Here is a 19,467-nt window from a genome sequence, read left to right as displayed (position 1 = left end):
GTTGGCTGTTGCTGTTGGCTGTTGCTGTTGGCTGTTGCTGTTGGCTGTTGGCTGTTGCTGATCGAATGTGGAGACGGCGCCAAGCAATGCTCTGCATTCGGTGCCGTCGCGTGATCGCAGAACAGCGACGCCGGCTGGTGGCGCATCATGGGTGGCGTGCGTAAGACCACTGCGTGCGGGTGCAGCGATGGGTGTGCCGTCTCCGACACCGTCTCGTTGCGGCGCATGGGAAGAAGCGCCGCGTTCTTGATCGACCGAAACATGCGCACAGCGCGCTACACCAAAGGCACAGGTCACGCCGCTACAGCCGCGTGACCTGGCAGAGCCGGATCTGCCCGGCTTCCAGCCCATGCGCTTCTGCCGCACGACGGCGCAACGCACACACCAGTTCGGCGGCATCCAGCACGCCATCGGCAGACACCTCCACGCTGTGAGCGAGCTGCCCCCATAGCACTGGCCGACCATCGCAATAGCCTTCGTAGTCGGCGAAGTAATGCAGCTGGCGCTGCTCAGGTCCCGACGTGGACATCGCCCTGAATCTCCGTGCAGCCCAGATGTTCCAACGCGATTTCCAGCCCCAGCAGATAGCTCTGCGCGCAGTAACCGCGCACCGTCGCCACGCACTCGCCCAGACCTGCCGGCAGGCAGCGCTCCGGCCGGTCCGTACTGTCGTCGTGCGTTTCCACATAGGGATAGCGCAACGCCGCCAGCACCCGATGCAGGCGCACGCTGTCCACGCAACTGCCCGGATCGATCAACGCAATTTCCATCCGCGCCTGCCCGGCTACGCGCAACGCATCCAGCAACTCCTGCTCCGACCCGCAGGCGCGCAACGCCACCGTCTTGCCCGCATCGCCGGCACATTGCACCAGCTGCCGGATCACGGCCCGCGGCAACGGCTGCGGCCCACGCACCCGCGGCGATACCGCATCCGGCCCACGCACGATCATGATCGACATGCCGGCGTCCTCAGGCAGCCACGCGCAACGGCGCATGCAACGACGGCAGACAGCGCGCGGCAATCCCCAACGACATCGCATACGCACGCGGCGCATCGTGCGGCGCAATCACGACCGCCAACGGCGCATGCTGCGGATGCAGCCACGGCTCCAGCTCCTGCGCCGCATCGGCATGCAGCTCGATGTACGGCGTAGGCAGCGCATCCACCGCTGCACGCAAGGCCCTGGCACAACTGCGCTCGGACAACGGCAGATCGCCCGAGTCCAGCAGCACCAGCTCCACCTCCGCATCGCCGCCAGCCAATTGCAAGCTCGCAATCAAGCTATCGACATCGGCGCACGCCACCGTCCGTAGCGCGCGACCACCACACTCGGGCGCCATGACCGGCAACGCTTGCGCCGGATCAACCTGGGGACCTTGCAAAATCAGGATACACATCGTGTTTGGCTCAACGCACCACTGTGCGGGAGTGCCAAGGTAGATCTACCGTGCGTAAACAGGATAGGCCCGCACCACTGCGTGGGCATAAAGAGTACGTAACGGCTTGCCCTCACCAGTCGAAACCGCACGACGTGCAAGTGATGACGGTGTTCAACGCACGTGGGGCTGAAAAGCGTTTACGCCGTGGGAACCTGTTTCCGCAGGGCGAGCACTTACCGCCTACACATTTTCGAGTAGTCGATTGCCAGCGCTACCATGAACAACAATTCCGAGACGAAAAACAGCTTCACTGTTTTGGTCAATGCCAAATCCACTCCAGACCATTGGAGTATCAGAAAGAACATGCAAAACATGATGATGTAACCGACCTGATAAACGACAAGCCTCCTAAGCCATATTCTCCTCGCAGCCCTCATGCTGTGCTCGCTCTCCTGGACTACCTGGAAAATCATTTTGCAACATCACTTACAGGTCAATCACAAACCAGTCCGCCTGGCGTTCTTTCTCACTACCACTCGGAAGATACACGCCGACGCGAGCGACATAACCTTTTATCCACCGCAGCAATATCTGCAAGTTACAGACGGCAGACTTCGCAAATGGACCAGAAGCTTCCCGCAAGTCAACTGCCGCCCCCTACTTCTCCCGCCGCCAATTCACCGAGCCCTTGGTCTCCACCGTGCTGGATTCGGCTTCCACATCGAAGCCGCGGCTGAGCAGGTATTTGAGGGTGAGCACCGAGCCGCCGCCGATCATCGAGACGCCGTAGCCGACGTACAACTTGGGCGAGAGGTATTTGCCGAAGCCCACCACTGAGCCGAGCGTGCTGGATTGGCTGACGCCGGCTTCGTCCAGGCCGAGCTTGGCGCCGATCTGCGAAGCGATCAGGCTGCTGCCTGCCGACAGTGCAGCCGAAGCGGCGCTGACTTGCTGGGTTTCGTCGCTGCTGGCGGTGGACAGGCCGCGGCCGAGTACCAGGTACGACAGCGCTTCGGATTGCGACATCGCCGGCTCCGACCACACATCGGCACGTGGCGATTCGGCGCGGCCACTGACGTCGATACCGGCGGTGACATCGCCGATCTTGCGTTCGGCGCGCAGGCTCACGCGCGGGTCGGAGACGATGTTGTTGTTCCAGGTCAGCTGGCCGCGGCTGATGGTCAAATCCTGGCCATAGGCCTTGTAGCGGCCACGCACATCCAGCCCGCCATTGGCAGTCATCTCGCGCCCCGGGCGCGCACGGATCTGCATCTGCCCGCTCAGGCCGCCCTTCAGGCCGAAACCGCTCATGTTGACCTTGTCGCCGAGCACGATGGCCAGGTCCATATCCAATGGCGAGGACGGAGCGACCTCCGGGTCGACCGGGTCCAGCACCACCACGTCTTCGGACACCGAGGTGCCGCGATCCAGGCGCTCCAGGTCGATATCGGCTTCGGGCACGGTGACCTTGCCGCGCAGCTGCATGGTCTTGTCGACGATGCCGAACTGCATGTCCGGGTTGGCGATGATGCGCAACTCGCTGGTGTTGTAGGCCAGCACGTTTTGCCCGCGGATGTTGAGCAGCAACGGGGTGCTGGTGCCGAACCACGACAGCCCGCCATCGACGGTCAGCGTGCCCTCGCCGGACTTGGCCGATGCGGTGATCTTGGCCGAGCCGTCCGGCAAGGCATCGAAGCGGCCTTTGCCCTCGCTCAAGGTCAGGCCCATCGACGGGTATTCGGCAGTGAAATCGCTCAAGGTGGCATCGCCGCCCAGCAGTGGCTTGTCGCGGGTGCCGCGCAGGCTCACATGGCCTTCGACCAGGCCCTTGGGCCGCACCACATCGGCCACCACCAGCTCCAGCCAGTACAGCCGCGACATGTTGAGATACAGCTCGCCATTGAGCGGCGCGTACGCGTCCCAGCCGGTGTTGAACTTGGCATCGACAAAGCCCGCGCCCTGGAAGCCGACACCGAGCTTGCCCTGGATCTGCTGCGGGGTGAAATCGGCCTGCATGCTGAACTGGTCGTAGCGCAGCAACTCACCGCGATTGGGGTTGCCGGCCACCGCGGCGTAGCGGGTTTCGCCCAGGCGGATACCGCCTTCGGGCGAGGCGATGCGGAAGCTGCCTTCCCATGCATTGCCGCGCGGCTTGAAGCTGCCGTCGAGTGCGAGCTCACCGCGCAGATAGATCTGCCGGCCTTCTTGCTTGGGCAACCACGGTTGCACCAACGACAGCGGCAACGCGTCGCCATGCACCAGCATGCCCTCGCGCGGCCAGTTGGCGCTGGCGCACAGCGCGCCGCCGGTGGCTGCACCCAGACAGGTGTCGGACAAGGTGAAGGCCGCGCCATCGGTACTGAACTGCGCCGGCTGCCGCAGCGCCCAGGCATCGCCCTTCGACGGTGCGATGCGCAACGTGGCGACCTGGCCCTGCCAGCGCGCGCCATTACGACGCACATCGCCCTGCAGCGCGACGCTGGCCATGCTGTTGGCGATATCTGCATCCAGACGCAGCGCTTCCACCGCGCCGCGTGCCTGCACCCGCACGCTGTCCAGCACAACACCCGCTTCGATGGCGGTGCCCTGTAGCGCCAGTTGTCCATCGCTGCCGCGCCACGGCAAGCGCCCACGCAAGCTGATGCTTTGCGCGGTATAGGTGTTCCAGCGCAGGCCATTGCCGGCGATGTCGGCGGTGATGTCCGGCGCATCGCGGCGGCCGCTGACCTGCAACTGCCCGCGCACGGTGCCGGTGGCGCCAGGCAGCACGTCGTCCAGTTGCAGCGGCTGTAGTTGTGCGGCGATATCGAGCTGGTCGCCGACCTTGCCCTTGGCAGTGACGCGGCTATTGCCCAGCGACAGTTGCAGTTCGCCTTCGCCTTGTTCGCCACGCAGGGCAAACTTGCCGTTGGCCGACAGCGCGCGCTGACGCAGCTGGCCGGTCAGGCTGGGAACATTGGCCGTGGCTTCGAAGCCCGGCGACACGCCACCGGCCGGCGCCGGCAACTGCCGGCCCTTGGAGGCGATCTTGCCGGACAGATTGCCGTTCCAGCCCGGCGCGAAATAGCCCGGGTCGAACTTGGCCAGCTGCGCGGTGACATCCCACTGCAGCTCCGGTGCCCAGCCCACTTCGCCGGTGACATCCAGCGAGCCGCCCGGCGTGGTGGCCTGCACCTGCTTGAGCTGCGCGCGTTGGTCGTTGCCACGACTGTCAAACACCAGCGCGGCTTGCTGGCCGTCGCGCTCCACGGTGGCGCGGCCGATTGCGGCCCACGCCTTCAGCGTACCGGCCACGCCCAGGCGAGCATCGATCAATTCCACCGGTACCACCGGCGCATCGGGGGTGGCCGGGTCGGCCGCGGGAGTGAAGCGCAGGCCCTTGGCATTGACCGCAAAACGGAAACTCGGATTCTGGGTATCGCGGAAATCGGCGGTGCCGCGCAGCTGGGTGCGCCCTTCGAAGGTATCGATCACCAACGGTTCGACGGTCAACACCTGCTCCTGCAAGCTGATGTGCGACGGCTGCAAGGTCGCGCTCAGCGCGCCCTGTTTGACGCTGCCCTGCAGATCGGCCTTGCCGCCCTTGCCAGACGCGGTCAGGTTCACTGCGATCGGCGTGGCCGGTGGGTTGGTCGCGCCAGCGGCGGCCGGAATCAGCAGCGAGGTATCCAGCGCCTCGGTGACGGCCTTCAACGCCCAGGTCGGGTCGTTGCGGCCGGTGAACACCAGGCTGGCCTGCAGCGGTGCCGGCGCGCGGCCGGCGATCGCCACTTCCATCTTGTCCAGGTCACCGCGTGCGACCAGGCCCAGGCTGGCCGGCGTGCGGCCACGCGCAGCCGGCAGCACTGCGGTGGCGGTGAGATCGGCGTGGTAAGCGTCGTTGGGAATGTAATCGCCATGCAGGCGGAAGTCGCCCATGTCGGTATCGATCACCAGATCGCGCGTGCGCAATTCGCCGGTCGCCACTTCCAACCCGCCCTGCATCTTGTGCAGCACGATCATCGGCTGCTGCAACTGGGTGATGCGCAGATTGTCCACTGCAATCTTGTCGGCCTGGATCGCCAGCGGCACGTTGATCTGCGGCAGCGATTCGGGCCAGCTGGGGAGCTTGAACGGTTCGTCGCTCTTGCCCAGATTCAACGTGGCGTTGCTCACCTGCACCGCATCCAGCTGCAGCTTGCGGCCGAGCAATGGGCGCAGATCCGGCTCCAGATACACGCGCTCGGCGGTGAAGTGGATGTCCTGATAGGTGAAGTCGACATTGCGCAAGGTCAGCGGGCCGGCCACCGGGCCTTCGACGCTGCCGTAGCTGAAGCTGGCACCCACCGGCAGGCGCGCAACCACCTGCGCCAGCAACACGTCGCGCCCGGCCACGGTCTGCAGCAACCAATAGAGTGCGATCAGGGCCAGCAGCACCAGCCCGAGCACGGTCAGCCCCGAGCCCACCCAGAACCGGCGCCGGCGATAAAAACGCGCGCGGCGCGGTGCGGCAAGTGGAGTGGGTGTGCTCACAGGTTGGCCCCGATATCGATGTAGAGCTGAAACTGCGAGTCGGGGTCGTTCAAGCCATGTGCGATATCCACCCGCACCGGTCCCACCGGCGAACGCCAACGCAAACCGAAGCCGATACCGGTATGCCAGTCGGGCCGGTCGTCGAAGGCGCTGCCGCTATCGACAAAGACCGCTCCGCCCCACGGGCCGCCCTTGAGGTAATGCTCGTACTCGGCGCTGCCGGTGACCACGTTCTTGGCACCCAGCGCAAATTCGTCCGGCCTGGGCGTGCGTGGGCCCACTTCGCGGAAGGCGTAGCCGCGGATGCTGTTGGCGCCGCCGGCAAAGAAGCGCAGGCTGGGCGGCATCGCCACCAGATCGCTGGTCCAGGTGGTGCCGCCTTCGCCGCGCAGGATCACCCGCCCGTTCTCGCCTGCGCCCAAAAACCAGCGCAGCTGCCCGTAGAGCTGGCCGAAGTTGGTGTCCGAGCCCGCACCTTCGGCGCCACCACGGATCAGCGCCTGGCCCGACACACCGCTGCGCGGAAACAGCCGGTCGTCGACATTGATGTAGTTGGCCTGCAGCTGCGGATAGATCAGCGTGGAGGTTTCGTACACCGCACCTTCAAAATCGTTGCCGCTGCTGAACCGCCAGCGCTCGCGCAAGGCGTTGATCGAGGCAATCGCGCTCCAGCGCTCGTTGATCTGGCCGCTGCGGCTGCCGGTGAGTTTGACGTTGCGCAGGTCGATGTATTCGGTCTGCTCGTCGTACAGGCGCGCCGAGGCGGTGTACCAGCCGTCGAGCCAACGGAACGCCGGCACCCGATAGCTGGTGGTCAGGCTCTTGCGGTTCTGCGCGTAGTCCAGCTGCGTGTCCATCTTGTGGCCACGCGCATTGACATAACGCCGCTCCACGCCGCCGCGCACACCGGCGCCGCTCTCGCTGCCGTAGCTCAGACCGGAGGTGTAGACGGTGCGCTTGGCGCGGGTGAGCTTGACGTCCACCGGCACGCGGCCATCGGCATCGGCGTCTTCGGGCTTGGGCTGGATATCGATGGTACTGAAGTAATCCAGCTTGGTCAGCGACTCGCGCAACCGATCCAGTTTGCCTTCGTGGTAGTAGCTGCCCTCGTCCCAATAGACCAGCGGATCGAACAGGCCATCGCGAAAGTAGTCGTAGTCGAAGCGCACCTTGCCCATGTCGTAGCGACGGCCGCTATCCCAATTCAGGTCGATGTCGGCGGCATGCTCGGCACGGGTGACGGCAACGCGGCGTTGAGTGAAATCGGCGTCGAAGTACCCACGCTCGGCCAGACGCCGCGTGATGCGGACCTTGCTGGCTTCGTATTGCGGATGACTGAAGACCTGGCCTTCGCGCGGCTCGAACTGCTTGAGGTCTTGCCCCAGATAACGGTCCTGCTCGGCCCAGCCGGTGATGGAGATATGCGATGTGCGTACCCGGACCGGCTCGCCACGGTCTACCGTGATCACCACCGTCACCTTGTCGCCATTGCGCGGCGCGGCCAGTTCGATGGTCGGCGAGTAGTAACCAAACGGCTCCAGTGCCTCGCGCGTCTGCCGCTCCGCCTGCGCCAGCAGGTACTCCAATCGCGACTCGCCCTGCTCTTTGCCGACGGCCTCATACAGAGACAGGGAGACATCGATGTTCTCGATCATCTCGGCATCGTCGCCGTCGTCCAGCCCTTTGATCTCGATCTTGTCGATGGTCGCCCGGGCAATCGCTTGCAGCGGAACAAACAGGGTGCACAGCAGGGAGAGAGCAAAGACGGCTTTAAGCATCGGCAAAGGATACCCAGCCTAGGCGTGAAGGGACAAAAAATCTGCGCAAACACGCCTATACGGAACCGGACGGGACTGGGTACAGTCGGTACGTTGTTAACGTTTCGTTGACACCCATCGCGTGCGGCCCCCCGATTGCCGCGCGCCCGTTCATACCTTTGGAGAGAGAGGTTCGTTTCATGAAGCGTCATTTGCTGGTTACCGCCGTGTGCACCGCCCTGACCATGCCATCGCTTGCGATGGCACAGCAGCAAGGTGAAGTGACTCAATTGGACAAGGTGACGGTGACAGGATCGTTGATCCCCCGTTCCCAGGTTGAAACCGCAACCCCGGTGTTTTCGATCACCGCCCAGGACATCCAGCGCCGCGGCTTCAAAGACGTCTACGACGTGCTGCGCTCGCAACCGATGGCCACCGGCGCGGTCCAGGATAGCCAGTTCAGCAACGGCTTCACCGCGGGTGCCAAGTCGCTGAGCCTGCTCGGCCTGGATCCCGGCTTCACCCTGGTACTGATCGATGGCCGGCCGATGGCCGACTACCCGTTGCTCTACAACGGCCAGAGCAACTTCGTCGATCTGGCCAGCGTGCCGGTGGGCATGGTCGAGCGCATCGACGTGGCGCCCGGTAACCAGTCCTCGATCTACGGCTCCAGCGCCATCGCCGGTGTGGTCAACATCATCCTGAAAAAGCGCATGGACGGCGTGCAGATGAATTACCGCATGGGCACCTACGACGGCGGTGGCGGCAACAACCAGCGCTTTCAGCTCACCGGCGGCAACGAGATCGGCGGCGCCAACATCGTATGGGGCCTGCAGCTCAACAATCAGGATCCGATCTACGGCTATCAGCGCCGCGACTTCGATTCCACCAACGACAATCCGGACCCGACGCTGCGTTATGGCTCACGCATCGCGCTGCATAACGTCGCCGGCCCCCCGGCCACCTATGTCGACCCCGGCGCAGACAACTGCGCGGCGTTGGGGGCGCTGTTCAATGGGTCGGTGCAATACGACAACCGCGCCAACCGCGGCAACTTCTGCAGCAGCCGCGCAGTACCAGGCTACGCCAGCATCCTCAACAAGGAACGCAGCGCCAGCGGCTATGCCAATCTGAGCTATGCGTTCAACGACAACACCGAGCTTTACTCGACCTTGTTACTCAATCGCACCAAGGTCGAGGTCAATAGCGGACCCGGCTTCTGGCAGACCTCGTCGGACACCGGTGGCCTTTTCTACAATCAGAACAGCCAGCAGCTCGAAAGCTATCAACGCGTTTTTGCACCTGAAGAAACCGGCAATCAAGATTTCAACAACAACCGCCAGACCGCCGACTCCTACAACATCGCGCTCGGCCTGAAAGGCGGCCTGGGTGCCAGCAATTGGACCTACGATGCGTACTACGCACGCTCGGAGTATCGGATCGACAGCCGTCAGCAGTGGCCGCTGGCCGACCGCATCGAAGATTTCTTCCGCGAACAGTTTCTTGGCGCGTCGCAGGGCGACTTCGCCGGCTACCCGATCTATTCGCCCAACGATGCCAACTTCTATCGCGCGTTGACGCCGGCGCAATACCGCAGCTTCAACGATGAAATCCGCACCAAGTCCAGGACCTGGACCCAGAACATCAACCTGCAGCTGACCAACACCGAGTTGTTCAACCTGCCGGCCGGTGCGGTCGGCGTCGCCGGTGTGTTGCAGGCCGGTAATCAGTACTGGACCAATCCGACCGACCCGCGCGTGATTGCCGGCGACTTCTACCAGCTGACCGGCACCCAGGGCAGCGGCAAGCGCGAGAATTGGGCGGCGGCCTTCGAAATGCGGGTGCCGATCCTGAGCACCCTCACCGCCAATCTGTCCGGCCGCTACGACGATTACAAGAACCAGGGCGGCGGTGGCGATTCCAAGTTCACCTACAAGGCCGCACTGGAATTCCGCCCGATCGATTCGCTGCTGTTCCGCGGCAACTACGCCACAGCGTTCAAGGCACCGGACATGGCGTTCTCGTTCGCTGGCGACAGCGGCTTCTTCCAGGGCGTCAACGACTACTACCGCTGCGCGGTCGAAGAACCCGGCGTGCCGATTGCCGACTGCACCTATGCCGGCGCCACCATCCAGGGCCGTCGGTCCGGCAATGCGGATTTGCAGTCGATCACCGCAAAATCCTGGGGCGCCGGCGTGGTGTGGTCGCCGAGCGCACGCTTCAGCGTCAATGCCGATTACTACAACATCAAGATCGATGACAAGGTCAGCGACCTGAGCACCGATACATTGCTGCAAAACGAATCGGCCTGCCGGCTCGGCGCTCTGGACATCAACTCGCCGACCTGCGTGGACGCGCTGTCGCGCATCGACCGCACCGCCGCCGATGCGCAGGTACCCAATCGTCTGAGCAACATCCGCATCAACCCGGTCAACATCTCCAGCGAGGAAATCTCCGGTGTGCTGACCAAGGCGACCTACAACCTGGCCACCGAATCCTGGGGCCTGTTTGTGTTCGACGCGCAATACAACCTGACGCTCAAGCATGAAAGCCAGCAGTTCCCGCAAGACCCGGTGCGCGACCTGCTGAGCGAGCCGTTCTTCTCTACCGAGTTCCGCAGCATCACCAATGCCTCGATCACCTGGCAGAAGGATGCATGGACCACCACCTTGTTCGGCCAGCGTTACGGCCGTACCCCTAACCTCCTCGCGCAGCAGAGTACCGATGGCTATGCAGTGGAAGGCGCACGCAAGGTCGGAGCGTGGACCACCTTCAATGCGACGCTGGACTATGCGATCAACGACGACATCTCGCTGACGGCAACCGTCAACAATCTCGCCGACACCCGCCCACCGCGTGATCGCACCTACACCGACTACCCTTACTACAACATCTTCAACTACACCGGCTATGGCCGTTCGTACATGCTGGAATTGAACTGGCGCTTTGGCGCGCAGTGAGTCATCGGTTGTGACCAACGGCCGGCAGTCATCATGACTGCCGGTCTTTTTTTGATGCAAGGCCGCTGACTTATAGGCGCCTGGATTGTACTGAAAGCAGCGACCAGCAGCGCTTGAACGCTGTCTCGATGGAGGACAGGTCTGGTCGCACTCGCCTTGGCAGACATGTTGCCAAACACGTGGGATGAGGGCGCGATGCCCTCACCGCTTGCACGACACGCCGCGCGTCCATCCACGCAGGTTCTTACGTGACATCCATCCCGCCAACAGCGGTCCCGCAAGCAGCAAGGACATCGCACCTGCCAACGTGGCAGTGGGCTGACGGGGATCAAACAGCAGGCTGCCCACCTGACGGTGAGCGCATTCGCTTGTCAGCTGGGCTTAGCGTGTAGCGTCTGTTTCGATCATGCCCGCCTGCAACAAGGCCTGCCTCAGCGGCTCCAGTTGCGTTGCATAGCGACGCCACGCTTCCACATTGCGCCCATGCACACCCTCGCGTACCTGCACGCTGCTCAACGTGGCCGATGCTGCGGCATTGCGGGTGATGTCGATTTGCCCTGGCTCTATCGCCAACCCGCAGCGCGTCATCAACTGCTCCAGCACCGCAGATGGATCGCGCACCATCTGCGCGTAGTCCACATCGATCACCCGGCCAGGTAGCGCAGCGCGCCACTGCGCCATCAAACAGTGATACGCCTGGTAATGACGCGCCAGTGTCTGCAGGTCGTAGCTGTAAGCATAGGAATCGCCGAACAGCGCGCGATAGTTGGAAAAGCACACTGCCATCGGCTCGCGCACCAGATGCACGATCAGTGCACCCGGCAAGGCACGTGCGATCGGCCCGATCGCCACTGCATTGGCAGGCAACTTGTCGATATACCAGCGCGCCGACCCCGCACGCCACTGCGTCTGCTCCAGATAGCGCTGCCCGACCTGTGCATAGTCCAGCGTGGGCAGCGCCTGCAACAGGCCCGCATCCAGCAGGCTGCGTCCGGCCTGGTCCGCGCCCCAGCGCAACTGATGGCCGAAGTCGCTCAGTTCGCCCGCAGAGACAATCTGCGAATGGTTACCCAGCATTCGCTCAAGCACCGTGGTGCCCGAACGTGGCAGGCCGAGCACGAAGATGGGTTGCGGGCCGGGTGCAGCATCAGCCGGCTGGGCCGCAAACACGCCTTGATCGGCCAAGGCGCCCAACTGCGCATACAGCGATGCCTCGGCTTCGGCGTCGTGGCGCAAGCGCGCATGCATGACTGCATTGCCATGCTGCAGCGCCTCCCAGGCGGCATCGGTCTCGCCCAGATCTTCCAGCTCCTTATACAGCGCGAATGCCAGCCCGGCCCGGTCTTCGCTACCGGGTGCAGCGCGCTGCAACTGCTGGCGCAGTGGCGCGACATGGTTGCTGGTCGCGCTCTGGCGGCGCAAGCGTGCACGTGTCAGCGCCGCACGACCGTAGCCGGGCTGCTGCGCCAAGGTCTGCTCCAGCGCCTGCGCTGCCGCATCCAGATGCCCGTTGAACTGCAATTGCACGGCAAGGAAAAAGCGGAAATCCGCGCCATCGAATCCGCGGGCCTGCGCGCGCTGCATCATCGCCAACGCCTCGGGATGTTCGCCCAGGGATTGATGCACATGCGCCAGCAAGGCCAGCGTCGCGCCATCGCCACACTGCAGCACAGATGGATGCCGCAGCAGCGCATGCAACGGACGATGTTCGCCAACGCGCAGCAGCGCTTGCGCCACACGGCAACGCAGCGTCACATCGTCGCCCAGATCGCGCGCGGCCAAGCGCAGCTGCGTGACCGCCTCGCGCATCTTGCCGCTCGCCAGCACGGTGCCGGCCAACAGCACACGAGCCGATACATGCGTCGGCTCCACCGCCAACACCGCCTGCAACGCAGACGCTGCTGCGGCCATGTCGCGGCGGGCCAGCGCGTCCTGGGCACGTTGCCACTGCGTCGCGCCGGCAGCGGTGGACATCAGCTGGACAGATGCTCGATGGCGGCAACGCTCCCGAGGCGGTCGCCGAGCTTCTTCAGCAGCGCCAGGCGGTTGGCACGCAGCTGGGGGTCTTCGGCGTTGACCATCACCCCATCGAAGAACGCGTCCACCTGCGGACGCAGGCGGGCCAGGCGCGCGAGCACGGCGACGTAGTCGTGGCGGTGCAGCGCATCGCCGGTGTCACCGATGGCCGCTTCCACCGCTTCGGCCAGCGCTTCTTCGGCCGGTTCGCGCAGCAGCGTGGTGTCGATGTCGCCGGGGATTTCGCCGTCGACCTTGCGCAAGATGTTGCGGATGCGCTTGTTGGCCGCGGCCAGCGCTTCGGCCTCGGGCAACGTGGCGAAAATGCCGATGGCATCGATGCGGCGGTCGAAGTCGTAGAGGGATGCCGGCCGCAATTCTGCGACGGCGTTGAAGTGCGTGGCAGGCACACCTTTGTCGGTGTAGTAACCCCTCAAACGGTCGATGATGAAGTCGTAAAGCTCGACTGTTTCTGCGTGCGTTGGAAAAAAGACTTTGACCTTGTCATTCCCCAGCCCACCCACCTGCCCAGAGTCGGAATGACCATAGAGGTCAGACAAGGTTTTCATTAACTTCATTCGCTCAACAAATTCCAATTTGGCTTTGCTAGTTTCAATAGAAGCTTTAGCCTTCAAACATGCATTAAAAATAAGATTATGTAGGTCAAAGTCAAACCCCGACTCAATCACCGTCCGCGCCAATCCCAACGCATTACGCCGCAGCGCAAACGGGTCCTTGTTGCCGGTCGGCTTCAAGCCGGCCGCAAAGCCACCGGCCAACGTGTCCAGACGCTCGGCAATCGCCAGCACCTTGCCCAGCGGCGACAGCGCGATGTCGTCGCCGGCAAAACGCGGCTGGTACGCCTCGTCGATGGCCAGCGAAATCTCGCTCGGCTCGCCAGCGGCTTTTGCGTAATGGCGCCCGGCAATACCCTGCAATTCCGGGAATTCGTTGACCATGCGCGACTGCAGATCGTTCTTGGCCAACTCCGCAGCGCGGCGTGCCTGCGCCGGGTCGGCGCCGACCTGCGGCGCGATCGCCTCGGCCAGAGCGGCTACGCGCGCGACCTTGTCGGCCACGCTGCCGAGCTTGGCCTGATAGGTCACACCGGCAAGGCCTGCGCCCATCGCTTCCAGCCCCTGCTTGAGGTCTTCGTCGAAGAAGAACTTGGCATCGGCAAAACGCGGCCGGATCACCCGCTCGTAGCCCTTGGCCACTTCGGCCACGTCCTTGGAGACGATGTTGGCAATGCCGATGAACTGCTCGGTCAACTTGCCGCCGTCATCCAGCACCGGGAAGAATTTCTGGTTGATCTCCATGGTTTCGATCAGCGCTTCCTGCGGCACCGCCAGGAAGTCGCGCTCGAAGCTGCACAGCACCGCCGACGGCCATTCGACCAGATTGACCACCTGGTCCAGGTTGTCGTCGCTGATACGCGCGCGGCCACCGGCCTGCTTGGCAGCCGCTTCGACTTCTTCGACGATCCGCGTGCGGCGTGCATCGGCATCCACCAGCACATGCGCGCTGCGTAGCGCGTCGATGTAATCGCCCGGCGCTGACAACAACACCTCGCCTTCGTGCATGAAACGATGGCCGCGGGTGATGCGGTCGCCCCGCACGCCCAGCAGTTCGGCCGGGATGACCTCAGTGCCGAACAGCAGCACCAACCACTGCACCGGCCGCGCGAAGGCGTAAGTATGCGCGCCCCAACGCATCGGCTTGGGGATGGGCATGGCGGCAATCGATTCGCGCAGGATCTCCGGCAACAGCGCGGCGGTTTGCGCACCCGGCGTCACTGCGCGATGCACAAAGCGCTCGCCCTTGGCGTCGCTGGTGCGCTCCAGCACGGTCCAGTCGATGCCGGCCTTGGCGGCAAAACCGGCCAGTGCCTTGGTCGGGTTGCCATCGGCATCCAGTGCGATGTTGAGATACGGCCCCAGTACTTCGGAGCGCTGTTCCGGCTGTTCGGTGGCCACGCCCGGCAGCAGCACCGCCAGACGGCGCGGGGTGGACAGCGGCTTGGCATCGCCACGGGTGACCGCGATGCCGCGCTTCTCCAGCCCGGCCAGCACGCCATCGAAGAACGCCTGCGCCAAGCCCGGCAGCGCCTTGACCGGCAGCTCTTCGGTGCCCAGTTCGATCAGCAGGGGGTGCATCTGAGTCATTGCGTCGGACCTTGGTTTTCCCTTCGTTCGTCAACCGACGAAAGGTGGCTTGATGATGTCCTTCTCCCGCAAGCGGGAGAAGGTGGCGCGATGCGCCGGATGAGGGTTGTGAGCCGGCGGCGAAGGCATGCTGCCCCCATCCGCCCTACGGGCACCTTCCCCCGCCAGCGGGGGAAGGGCACTGCATCAGCGTTTGACGCCAGGAAACCCCAGCTTCTCGCGCTGCGCGTGATACGCCTGCGCCACGCCCTGGGCCAGCGCGCGCACGCGCAGGATGTAGCGCTGGCGCTCGGTCACACTGATCGCGCGGCGCGCATCCAGCAGGTTGAACGCGTGGCTGGCCTTGGTCACCTGCTCATACGCCGGCAACGGCAGGCCGACCTCGATCAGGTGCTTGGCCTCCGCTTCGCAGGCATCGAAGCGGTGGAACAGCTCTTCCACATTGGCATGCTCGAAGTTGTAGGCGCTCTGCTCCACTTCGTTCTGGTGGTAGACATCGCCGTAGCTCACCGGGCTGCCGTCCGGGCCGTAAGTCCACACCAGGTCGTAGACGTTGTCGCAGCTCTGCAGATACATGCACAGCCGTTCCAGGCCGTAGGTGATCTCGCCCAGCACCGGCTTACACTCCAGCCCGCCGGCCTGCTGGAAATAAGTGAACTGGGTCACCTCCATGCCGTTGAGCCAGACTTCCCAGCCCAGGCCCCAGGCGCCGAGCGTGGGCGATTCCCAGTTGTCTTCGACAAAGCGCAGGTCGTGCACCAGCGGGTCGATGCCCAGCGCCTTGAGCGAGCCCAGGTACAGGTCCTGGATGTTGTCCGGGTTGGGCTTCATCGCCACCTGGTACTGGTAGTACCGCTGCAGCCGGTTGGGATTTTCGCCGTAGCGGCCGTCGGTGGGACGGCGCGAGGGCTGCACATAGGCGGCATTCCACGGCTCCGGGCCCAGCGCGCGCAGGAAGGTGGCCGGGTGGAACGTGCCCGCACCCACTTCCAGGTCCAGCGGCTGGATCAGCACGCAGCCCTGATCGGCCCAGTACTGGTTGAGAGTCTGGATCAGGCCCTGGAACGTGATTGGAACGCGGCGGGAATCGGACATGCAGCAAGGGCCGTGCGAAAGGGGTGCGCTAGTATACCGGCCCACCCGCGGCGCTTTGCCGCGGGAGCATCGCGGCAGGGGAACCACCAGCATGGAACAGCGGCGCAACGCCGACCCGGACAGCGCAGCGACGATCCTGCCGCGCGGCCGGCTGATGTTCGACCCGGTGGCTGCTGCATTGCTTGCCGATGGCATGGTGGTACCGCACGAACACGAGCGCGTGCAGTTCTCCGCCGCCGGCGTGCGCAACGCCAGCGAAGTGCACCCGCTGGTGCTGCTGGCCAACCTCAAGCTGCATGCCGCGCAGGCACCGGCCGGCGAGCTGGGCCTGGAGCGGCTTACCGAATGGCTGGCCACCCGCACCGGGCTGCGCTATCTGCGTATCGACCCCACCCGCATCGATGTGGCCGCCGTCACCGGCGTGGTCTCGCATGCCTACGCGCGCCGCCACCGCATCCTGCCGCTGGCACTGGATGCCGAGCGCGTGCTGATCGCCACCAGCGAGCCGCTGGCGCTGGAGTGGCTGGCCGACGTGCAGCACCTGAGCCGCCGCCGCATCGAGCTGGCGCTGATCAACCCGCTGGACCTGCATCGCTACACGATGGAGTTCTTCGGCGTGACCCAATCGGTGCGTGGCGCGCGTGGCGATGCGCGCAGTGCCGAGCCGGGAGCGGGCCTGCCCAGCTTCGAACAACTGGTGGAACTGGGCCGCGCCGGCGACGTCAATGCCGACGATCACCACATCGTGCATATCGTCGACTGGCTGCTGCAATACGCCTACGAGCAGCGGGCCAGCGACATCCATCTGGAGCCGCGCCGCGAAGCCGGGCGCATGCGCTTTCGCATCGATGGCTTGCTGCACAAGGTGCTGGAAGTACCGCCGTCGGTGATGACCGCCGTGGTCAGCCGCATCAAGGTGCTCGGCCGCATGGACCTGGCCGAGCGCCGCCGCCCGCAGGACGGCCGCATCAAGACCCGCTCGCCGGGTGGGCGCGAGGTGGAAATGCGTCTGTCGACGATGCCCACCGCGTTCGGCGAAAAATGCGTGATGCGTATCTTCGACCCGGATTCGGCGTTCAAGAGCATCGAACAACTGGGTTTCAGCCCCGAAGAAGCCGCCGGATGGAGCGCGCTGGTCGAGCGCCCGCACGGCATCGTGCTGGTCACCGGCCCCACCGGCTCGGGCAAGACCACCACGCTGTACTCCACGCTCAAGCGCCTGGCCACGCCGGATGTGAACGTGTGCAGCGTGGAAGACCCGATCGAAATGATCGCGCCGGAATTCAACCAGATGCAGGTCCAGCAGAACATCGACCTGGATTTCGCCAGCGGCGTGCGCACGCTCCTGCGGCAGGACCCGGACATCATCATGATCGGCGAAATCCGCGACCTGGAAACCGCGCAGATGGCGGTGCAGGCCTCGCTCACCGGGCATCTGGTGCTGTCCACGCTGCACACCAACGATGCGGCGTCGGCGATCACCCGTCTGCTGGATCTGGGCGTGCCGCATTACCTGGTCGCCTCCACGCTCAACGGCGTGCTGGCACAGCGCCTGGTGCGCACGCTGTGCGTGCACTGCAAGCGCCCGCACACGCTCAGCGACGACGACTGGGCGGCGATCCGCGAACCGGGCGAAGCGCTGCCGGAGACGCTCAACGTGCACGCCCCGGTCGGCTGTCTGGAATGCCGTCGCACCGGCTATCTGGGCCGCGTGGGCCTGTACGAGTTGCTGCCGGTGAGCCCGCGGTTGCGCAGCTTGATCCGCGCCGACACCGACCTGGCCAGCTTCAGCCAGGCCGCCCGCGGCGACGGCCTGCGCACCCTGCGTCGCACCGGGCTGGAAAAAGTCGCCGCCGGCCTGACCACCATCGAAGAAGTGCTGTCGGTGCTGCCGCCGCGCGAATAAGCGGGTGATCGCCAACGACGCAGGTCGTTTGTGCATGTTCGGGGGCAGCTGCGCCGATTCTGGGCAGACCGACGGCGGCATCGATGGGCACGTGCGAGCCGAGGACGCGGCATGCAGCATACGGATGCGGATGCGGGCATGCACTCTGCTAACCGCACGCACGCAGGACCGCCACCTGGTGCGAAGGCGTTTATCCCCCCGGCACTCAACCAGCAAGAACGCGCCCCTACAAAAACCGCTCGACACACGTTACAGCCCCGACCCACGTTGTTCGCGCAGACGCTGCCAGCCCTGGGAGCAGACGTGACGGCACCCGTCGCTGTCCCGTTCTAGCGCCCAAGGCACGCTCCGACTACCACGTTGAGGGCACTGCAGCGGTCCACTCGTGTGCTGCCGCCGATCATCGGTATCGCCCGATCACTTGACTGAAGACCGCGCTGCAGCCATGGCGCTGAGGAGTGCAGCGCCGCGTCCGCCGCACGTGCGGGCGCCCCAAGACATGCGCCGACGGCAGGCTTAAGTAGGCTGCGGCGGTCCAATCATGCTCCGCCTGCCGGCCTGCCAATATCGGGACGGGCCGACCACGCCGCTAACCAACGCGCTGAAACACCCTGGGACTGCGCCTTGCAGCGCCCCGTCCGTCTCCCGTTCAAGCGCCCCACGGCATGCTCCGACTGCAAGAGTGAGGACGCTAAGGCAATCCAGTCGTGGGCCTGCCTGCCGATATCGAAGATGTGCGATGGCCGCCAGCCACCACCATCGCCATTCCATCTACCCGGCCGCGAGGGCATCAGCACATGGCAATCGGCAATCACGCACAGCGTCCGCAGTGGGCCCTGGCTTGAAAAAAACGCGCCACTGCCGCCTACAATCGGGGGCATCTGTCGTGTCCGGGTTGTCGCGCATGTCCGTTTTGCCGTTCCTGATCATCGAAACCGGTCACCCCGTGCCGGAGATGAAGCGATACGGCCGCTTTCCGCACTGGATCCGCGTGGCGGCGGGCCTGGCCGAACACGAAACCGTGGTGATCGATGTCGCCAATGGCGACGACCTGCCAGACCGCGGCCGCTTTGCCGGCATCATCATCAGCGGCTCGGCCGCCTTCGTCACCGACCGTGCCGACTGGAGCGAGCGCAGTGCCCAGTGGCTGCGCGACGCCGCCCATGACGGCAAGCCCTTACTGGGCATCTGCTACGGCCATCAGCTGCTGGCCCACGCGCTGGGCGGCGAAGTCGACTACAACCCGGCCGGCCGCGAGTCCGGCACAATCGCGCTGGAGCTGCACCCGCCGGCCGAACAGGACCCTTTGTTTGCAGGCCTTCCGGCGCAGTTTCCGGCCCATGCCACCCACCTGCAGACGGTGGTGCGCGCGCCGGACGGTGCCATCGTGCTGGCGCATTCGCGTCAGGACCGCTGCCACGCCTTTCGCTGGGGCCGCGCCACCTGGGGCGTGCAGTTCCACCCGGAGTTCGCCACCCACCATATGCGCGGCTACGTGCGCGCGCGTGCCGAGTGCATTGCCCGCCACGGCCACTGCGCCCGCACGGTCGCCCGCGAGGTTACCGCCGCTCCGGTCGCCCGCAAGCTGCTGCGCCGGTTCGTGCATCACGCACGCGGCCTGCAAACAGTGAACGCTCATCCCGCCGCGCACACGCAAAAGCAGCGATAATCGCGTT

The 19,467-nt window shown here is 64.7% G+C and carries 12 protein-coding genes; 3 read left to right on the top strand and 9 right to left on the bottom strand.

All coding sequences use genetic code 11. The features are described 5' to 3' along the window. The 6 genes from RQH86_RS19465 to RQH86_RS19440 all read right to left on the bottom strand — a co-directional run. Nucleotides 1–263: hypothetical protein (locus RQH86_RS19465; RefSeq protein ID WP_311260734.1), on the bottom strand; the 263-nt coding region annotated here is incomplete at its 3' end. A 38-nt stretch (nucleotides 264–301) separates the two neighbouring features. Then, nucleotides 302–529, bottom strand: a complete 228-nt coding sequence (locus RQH86_RS19460; RefSeq protein ID WP_055846715.1) for a hypothetical protein — start codon at nucleotides 527–529, stop codon at nucleotides 302–304. Then, the gene (locus RQH86_RS19455; RefSeq protein WP_161964762.1) at nucleotides 510–959 is read right to left on the bottom strand and encodes a 3-dehydroquinate dehydratase; all 450 of its coding nucleotides are present in this window, start codon (nucleotides 957–959) and stop codon (nucleotides 510–512) included. The genes RQH86_RS19460 and RQH86_RS19455 overlap by 20 nt, the downstream gene beginning before the upstream one ends. A gap of 10 nt (nucleotides 960–969) precedes the next feature. Next, nucleotides 970–1,398: a hypothetical protein gene (locus RQH86_RS19450; RefSeq protein WP_311240530.1), complete on the bottom strand. Its 429-nt coding sequence runs from the start codon at nucleotides 1,396–1,398 to the stop codon at nucleotides 970–972. A 639-nt stretch (nucleotides 1,399–2,037) separates the two neighbouring features. Beyond that, nucleotides 2,038–5,892 carry a translocation/assembly module TamB domain-containing protein gene (locus tag RQH86_RS19445; protein ID WP_311240531.1) on the bottom strand — a complete coding sequence of 1,285 codons (3,855 nt, stop codon included), beginning with the start codon at nucleotides 5,890–5,892 and terminating at the stop codon, nucleotides 2,038–2,040. Continuing rightward, a complete protein-coding gene (locus RQH86_RS19440; protein WP_311240532.1) occupies nucleotides 5,889–7,670 on the bottom strand; it encodes an autotransporter assembly complex family protein in 1,782 nt (593 codons plus the stop codon). Before RQH86_RS19440 ends, RQH86_RS19445 begins: the two co-directional genes overlap by 4 nt. Before the next feature lie 239 nt (nucleotides 7,671–7,909). On the opposite strand from RQH86_RS19440, the gene RQH86_RS19435 reads away from it, so the two are divergent. Then, nucleotides 7,910–10,609 carry a TonB-dependent receptor gene (locus tag RQH86_RS19435; RefSeq protein ID WP_311240536.1) on the top strand — a complete coding sequence of 900 codons (2,700 nt, stop codon included), beginning with the start codon at nucleotides 7,910–7,912 and terminating at the stop codon, nucleotides 10,607–10,609. Nucleotides 10,610–10,990: 381 nt separating this feature from the next. On the opposite strand, the gene RQH86_RS19430 is transcribed toward RQH86_RS19435, so the two are convergent. The 3 genes from RQH86_RS19430 to glyQ all read right to left on the bottom strand — a co-directional run bounded on the left by RQH86_RS19430 (nucleotide 10,991) and on the right by glyQ (nucleotide 15,885). Beyond that, nucleotides 10,991–12,583 carry a sulfotransferase gene (locus RQH86_RS19430; protein ID WP_311240533.1) on the bottom strand — a complete coding sequence of 531 codons (1,593 nt, stop codon included), beginning with the start codon at nucleotides 12,581–12,583 and terminating at the stop codon, nucleotides 10,991–10,993. After that, a complete protein-coding gene (glyS, locus tag RQH86_RS19425) occupies nucleotides 12,583–14,790 on the bottom strand; it encodes a glycine--tRNA ligase subunit beta (RefSeq protein ID WP_311240534.1) in 2,208 nt (735 codons plus the stop codon). Before glyS ends, RQH86_RS19430 begins: the two co-directional genes overlap by 1 nt. Nucleotides 14,791–14,976: 186 nt before the next feature. Then, the gene (gene glyQ, locus RQH86_RS19420) at nucleotides 14,977–15,885 is read right to left on the bottom strand and encodes a glycine--tRNA ligase subunit alpha (RefSeq protein ID WP_055846691.1); all 909 of its coding nucleotides are present in this window, start codon (nucleotides 15,883–15,885) and stop codon (nucleotides 14,977–14,979) included. 91 nt (nucleotides 15,886–15,976) lie between these two features. Between glyQ and RQH86_RS19415 the strand changes: the two genes are divergently transcribed. After that, nucleotides 15,977–17,791 carry a GspE/PulE family protein gene (locus RQH86_RS19415; protein ID WP_311240535.1) on the top strand — a complete coding sequence of 605 codons (1,815 nt, stop codon included), beginning with the start codon at nucleotides 15,977–15,979 and terminating at the stop codon, nucleotides 17,789–17,791. Nucleotides 17,792–18,695: 904 nt separating this feature from the next. Further along, a complete protein-coding gene (locus RQH86_RS19410) occupies nucleotides 18,696–19,460 on the top strand; it encodes a glutamine amidotransferase (RefSeq protein ID WP_115584631.1) in 765 nt (254 codons plus the stop codon). Nucleotides 19,461–19,467: the final 7 nt, after the last annotated feature.

It is taken from the genome of Xanthomonas sp. WCS2018Noco2-27 (assembly GCF_031843525.1).
In the GTDB taxonomy this organism is placed as follows: Bacteria; Pseudomonadota; Gammaproteobacteria; order Xanthomonadales; family Xanthomonadaceae; genus Xanthomonas.
Note: the sequence above shows the minus strand (reverse complement) of the source record. Positions and strands in the feature narration are given on the sequence as shown.

What these genes read in the sequence shown, in the direction of transcription:
- RQH86_RS19415 (WP_311240535.1), top strand. Translation starts at nt 15,977, where the DNA reads ATGGAACAGCGGCGCAACGCCGACCCGGACAGCGCAGCGACGATCCTG.
- RQH86_RS19460 (WP_055846715.1), bottom strand. Translation starts at nt 529, where the DNA reads ATGTCCACGTCGGGACCTGAGCAGCGCCAGCTGCATTACTTCGCCGAC.
- RQH86_RS19430 (WP_311240533.1), bottom strand. Translation starts at nt 12,583, where the DNA reads ATGTCCACCGCTGCCGGCGCGACGCAGTGGCAACGTGCCCAGGACGCG.
- glyQ (WP_055846691.1), bottom strand. Translation starts at nt 15,885, where the DNA reads ATGTCCGATTCCCGCCGCGTTCCAATCACGTTCCAGGGCCTGATCCAG.
- RQH86_RS19410 (WP_115584631.1), top strand. Translation starts at nt 18,696, where the DNA reads ATGTCCGTTTTGCCGTTCCTGATCATCGAAACCGGTCACCCCGTGCCG.
- RQH86_RS19455 (WP_161964762.1), bottom strand. Translation starts at nt 959, where the DNA reads ATGTCGATCATGATCGTGCGTGGGCCGGATGCGGTATCGCCGCGGGTG.
- RQH86_RS19450 (WP_311240530.1), bottom strand. Translation starts at nt 1,398, where the DNA reads ATGTGTATCCTGATTTTGCAAGGTCCCCAGGTTGATCCGGCGCAAGCG.
- RQH86_RS19440 (WP_311240532.1), bottom strand. Translation starts at nt 7,670, where the DNA reads ATGCTTAAAGCCGTCTTTGCTCTCTCCCTGCTGTGCACCCTGTTTGTT.
- glyS (WP_311240534.1), bottom strand. Translation starts at nt 14,790, where the DNA reads ATGACTCAGATGCACCCCCTGCTGATCGAACTGGGCACCGAAGAGCTG.
- RQH86_RS19435 (WP_311240536.1), top strand. Translation starts at nt 7,910, where the DNA reads ATGGCACAGCAGCAAGGTGAAGTGACTCAATTGGACAAGGTGACGGTG.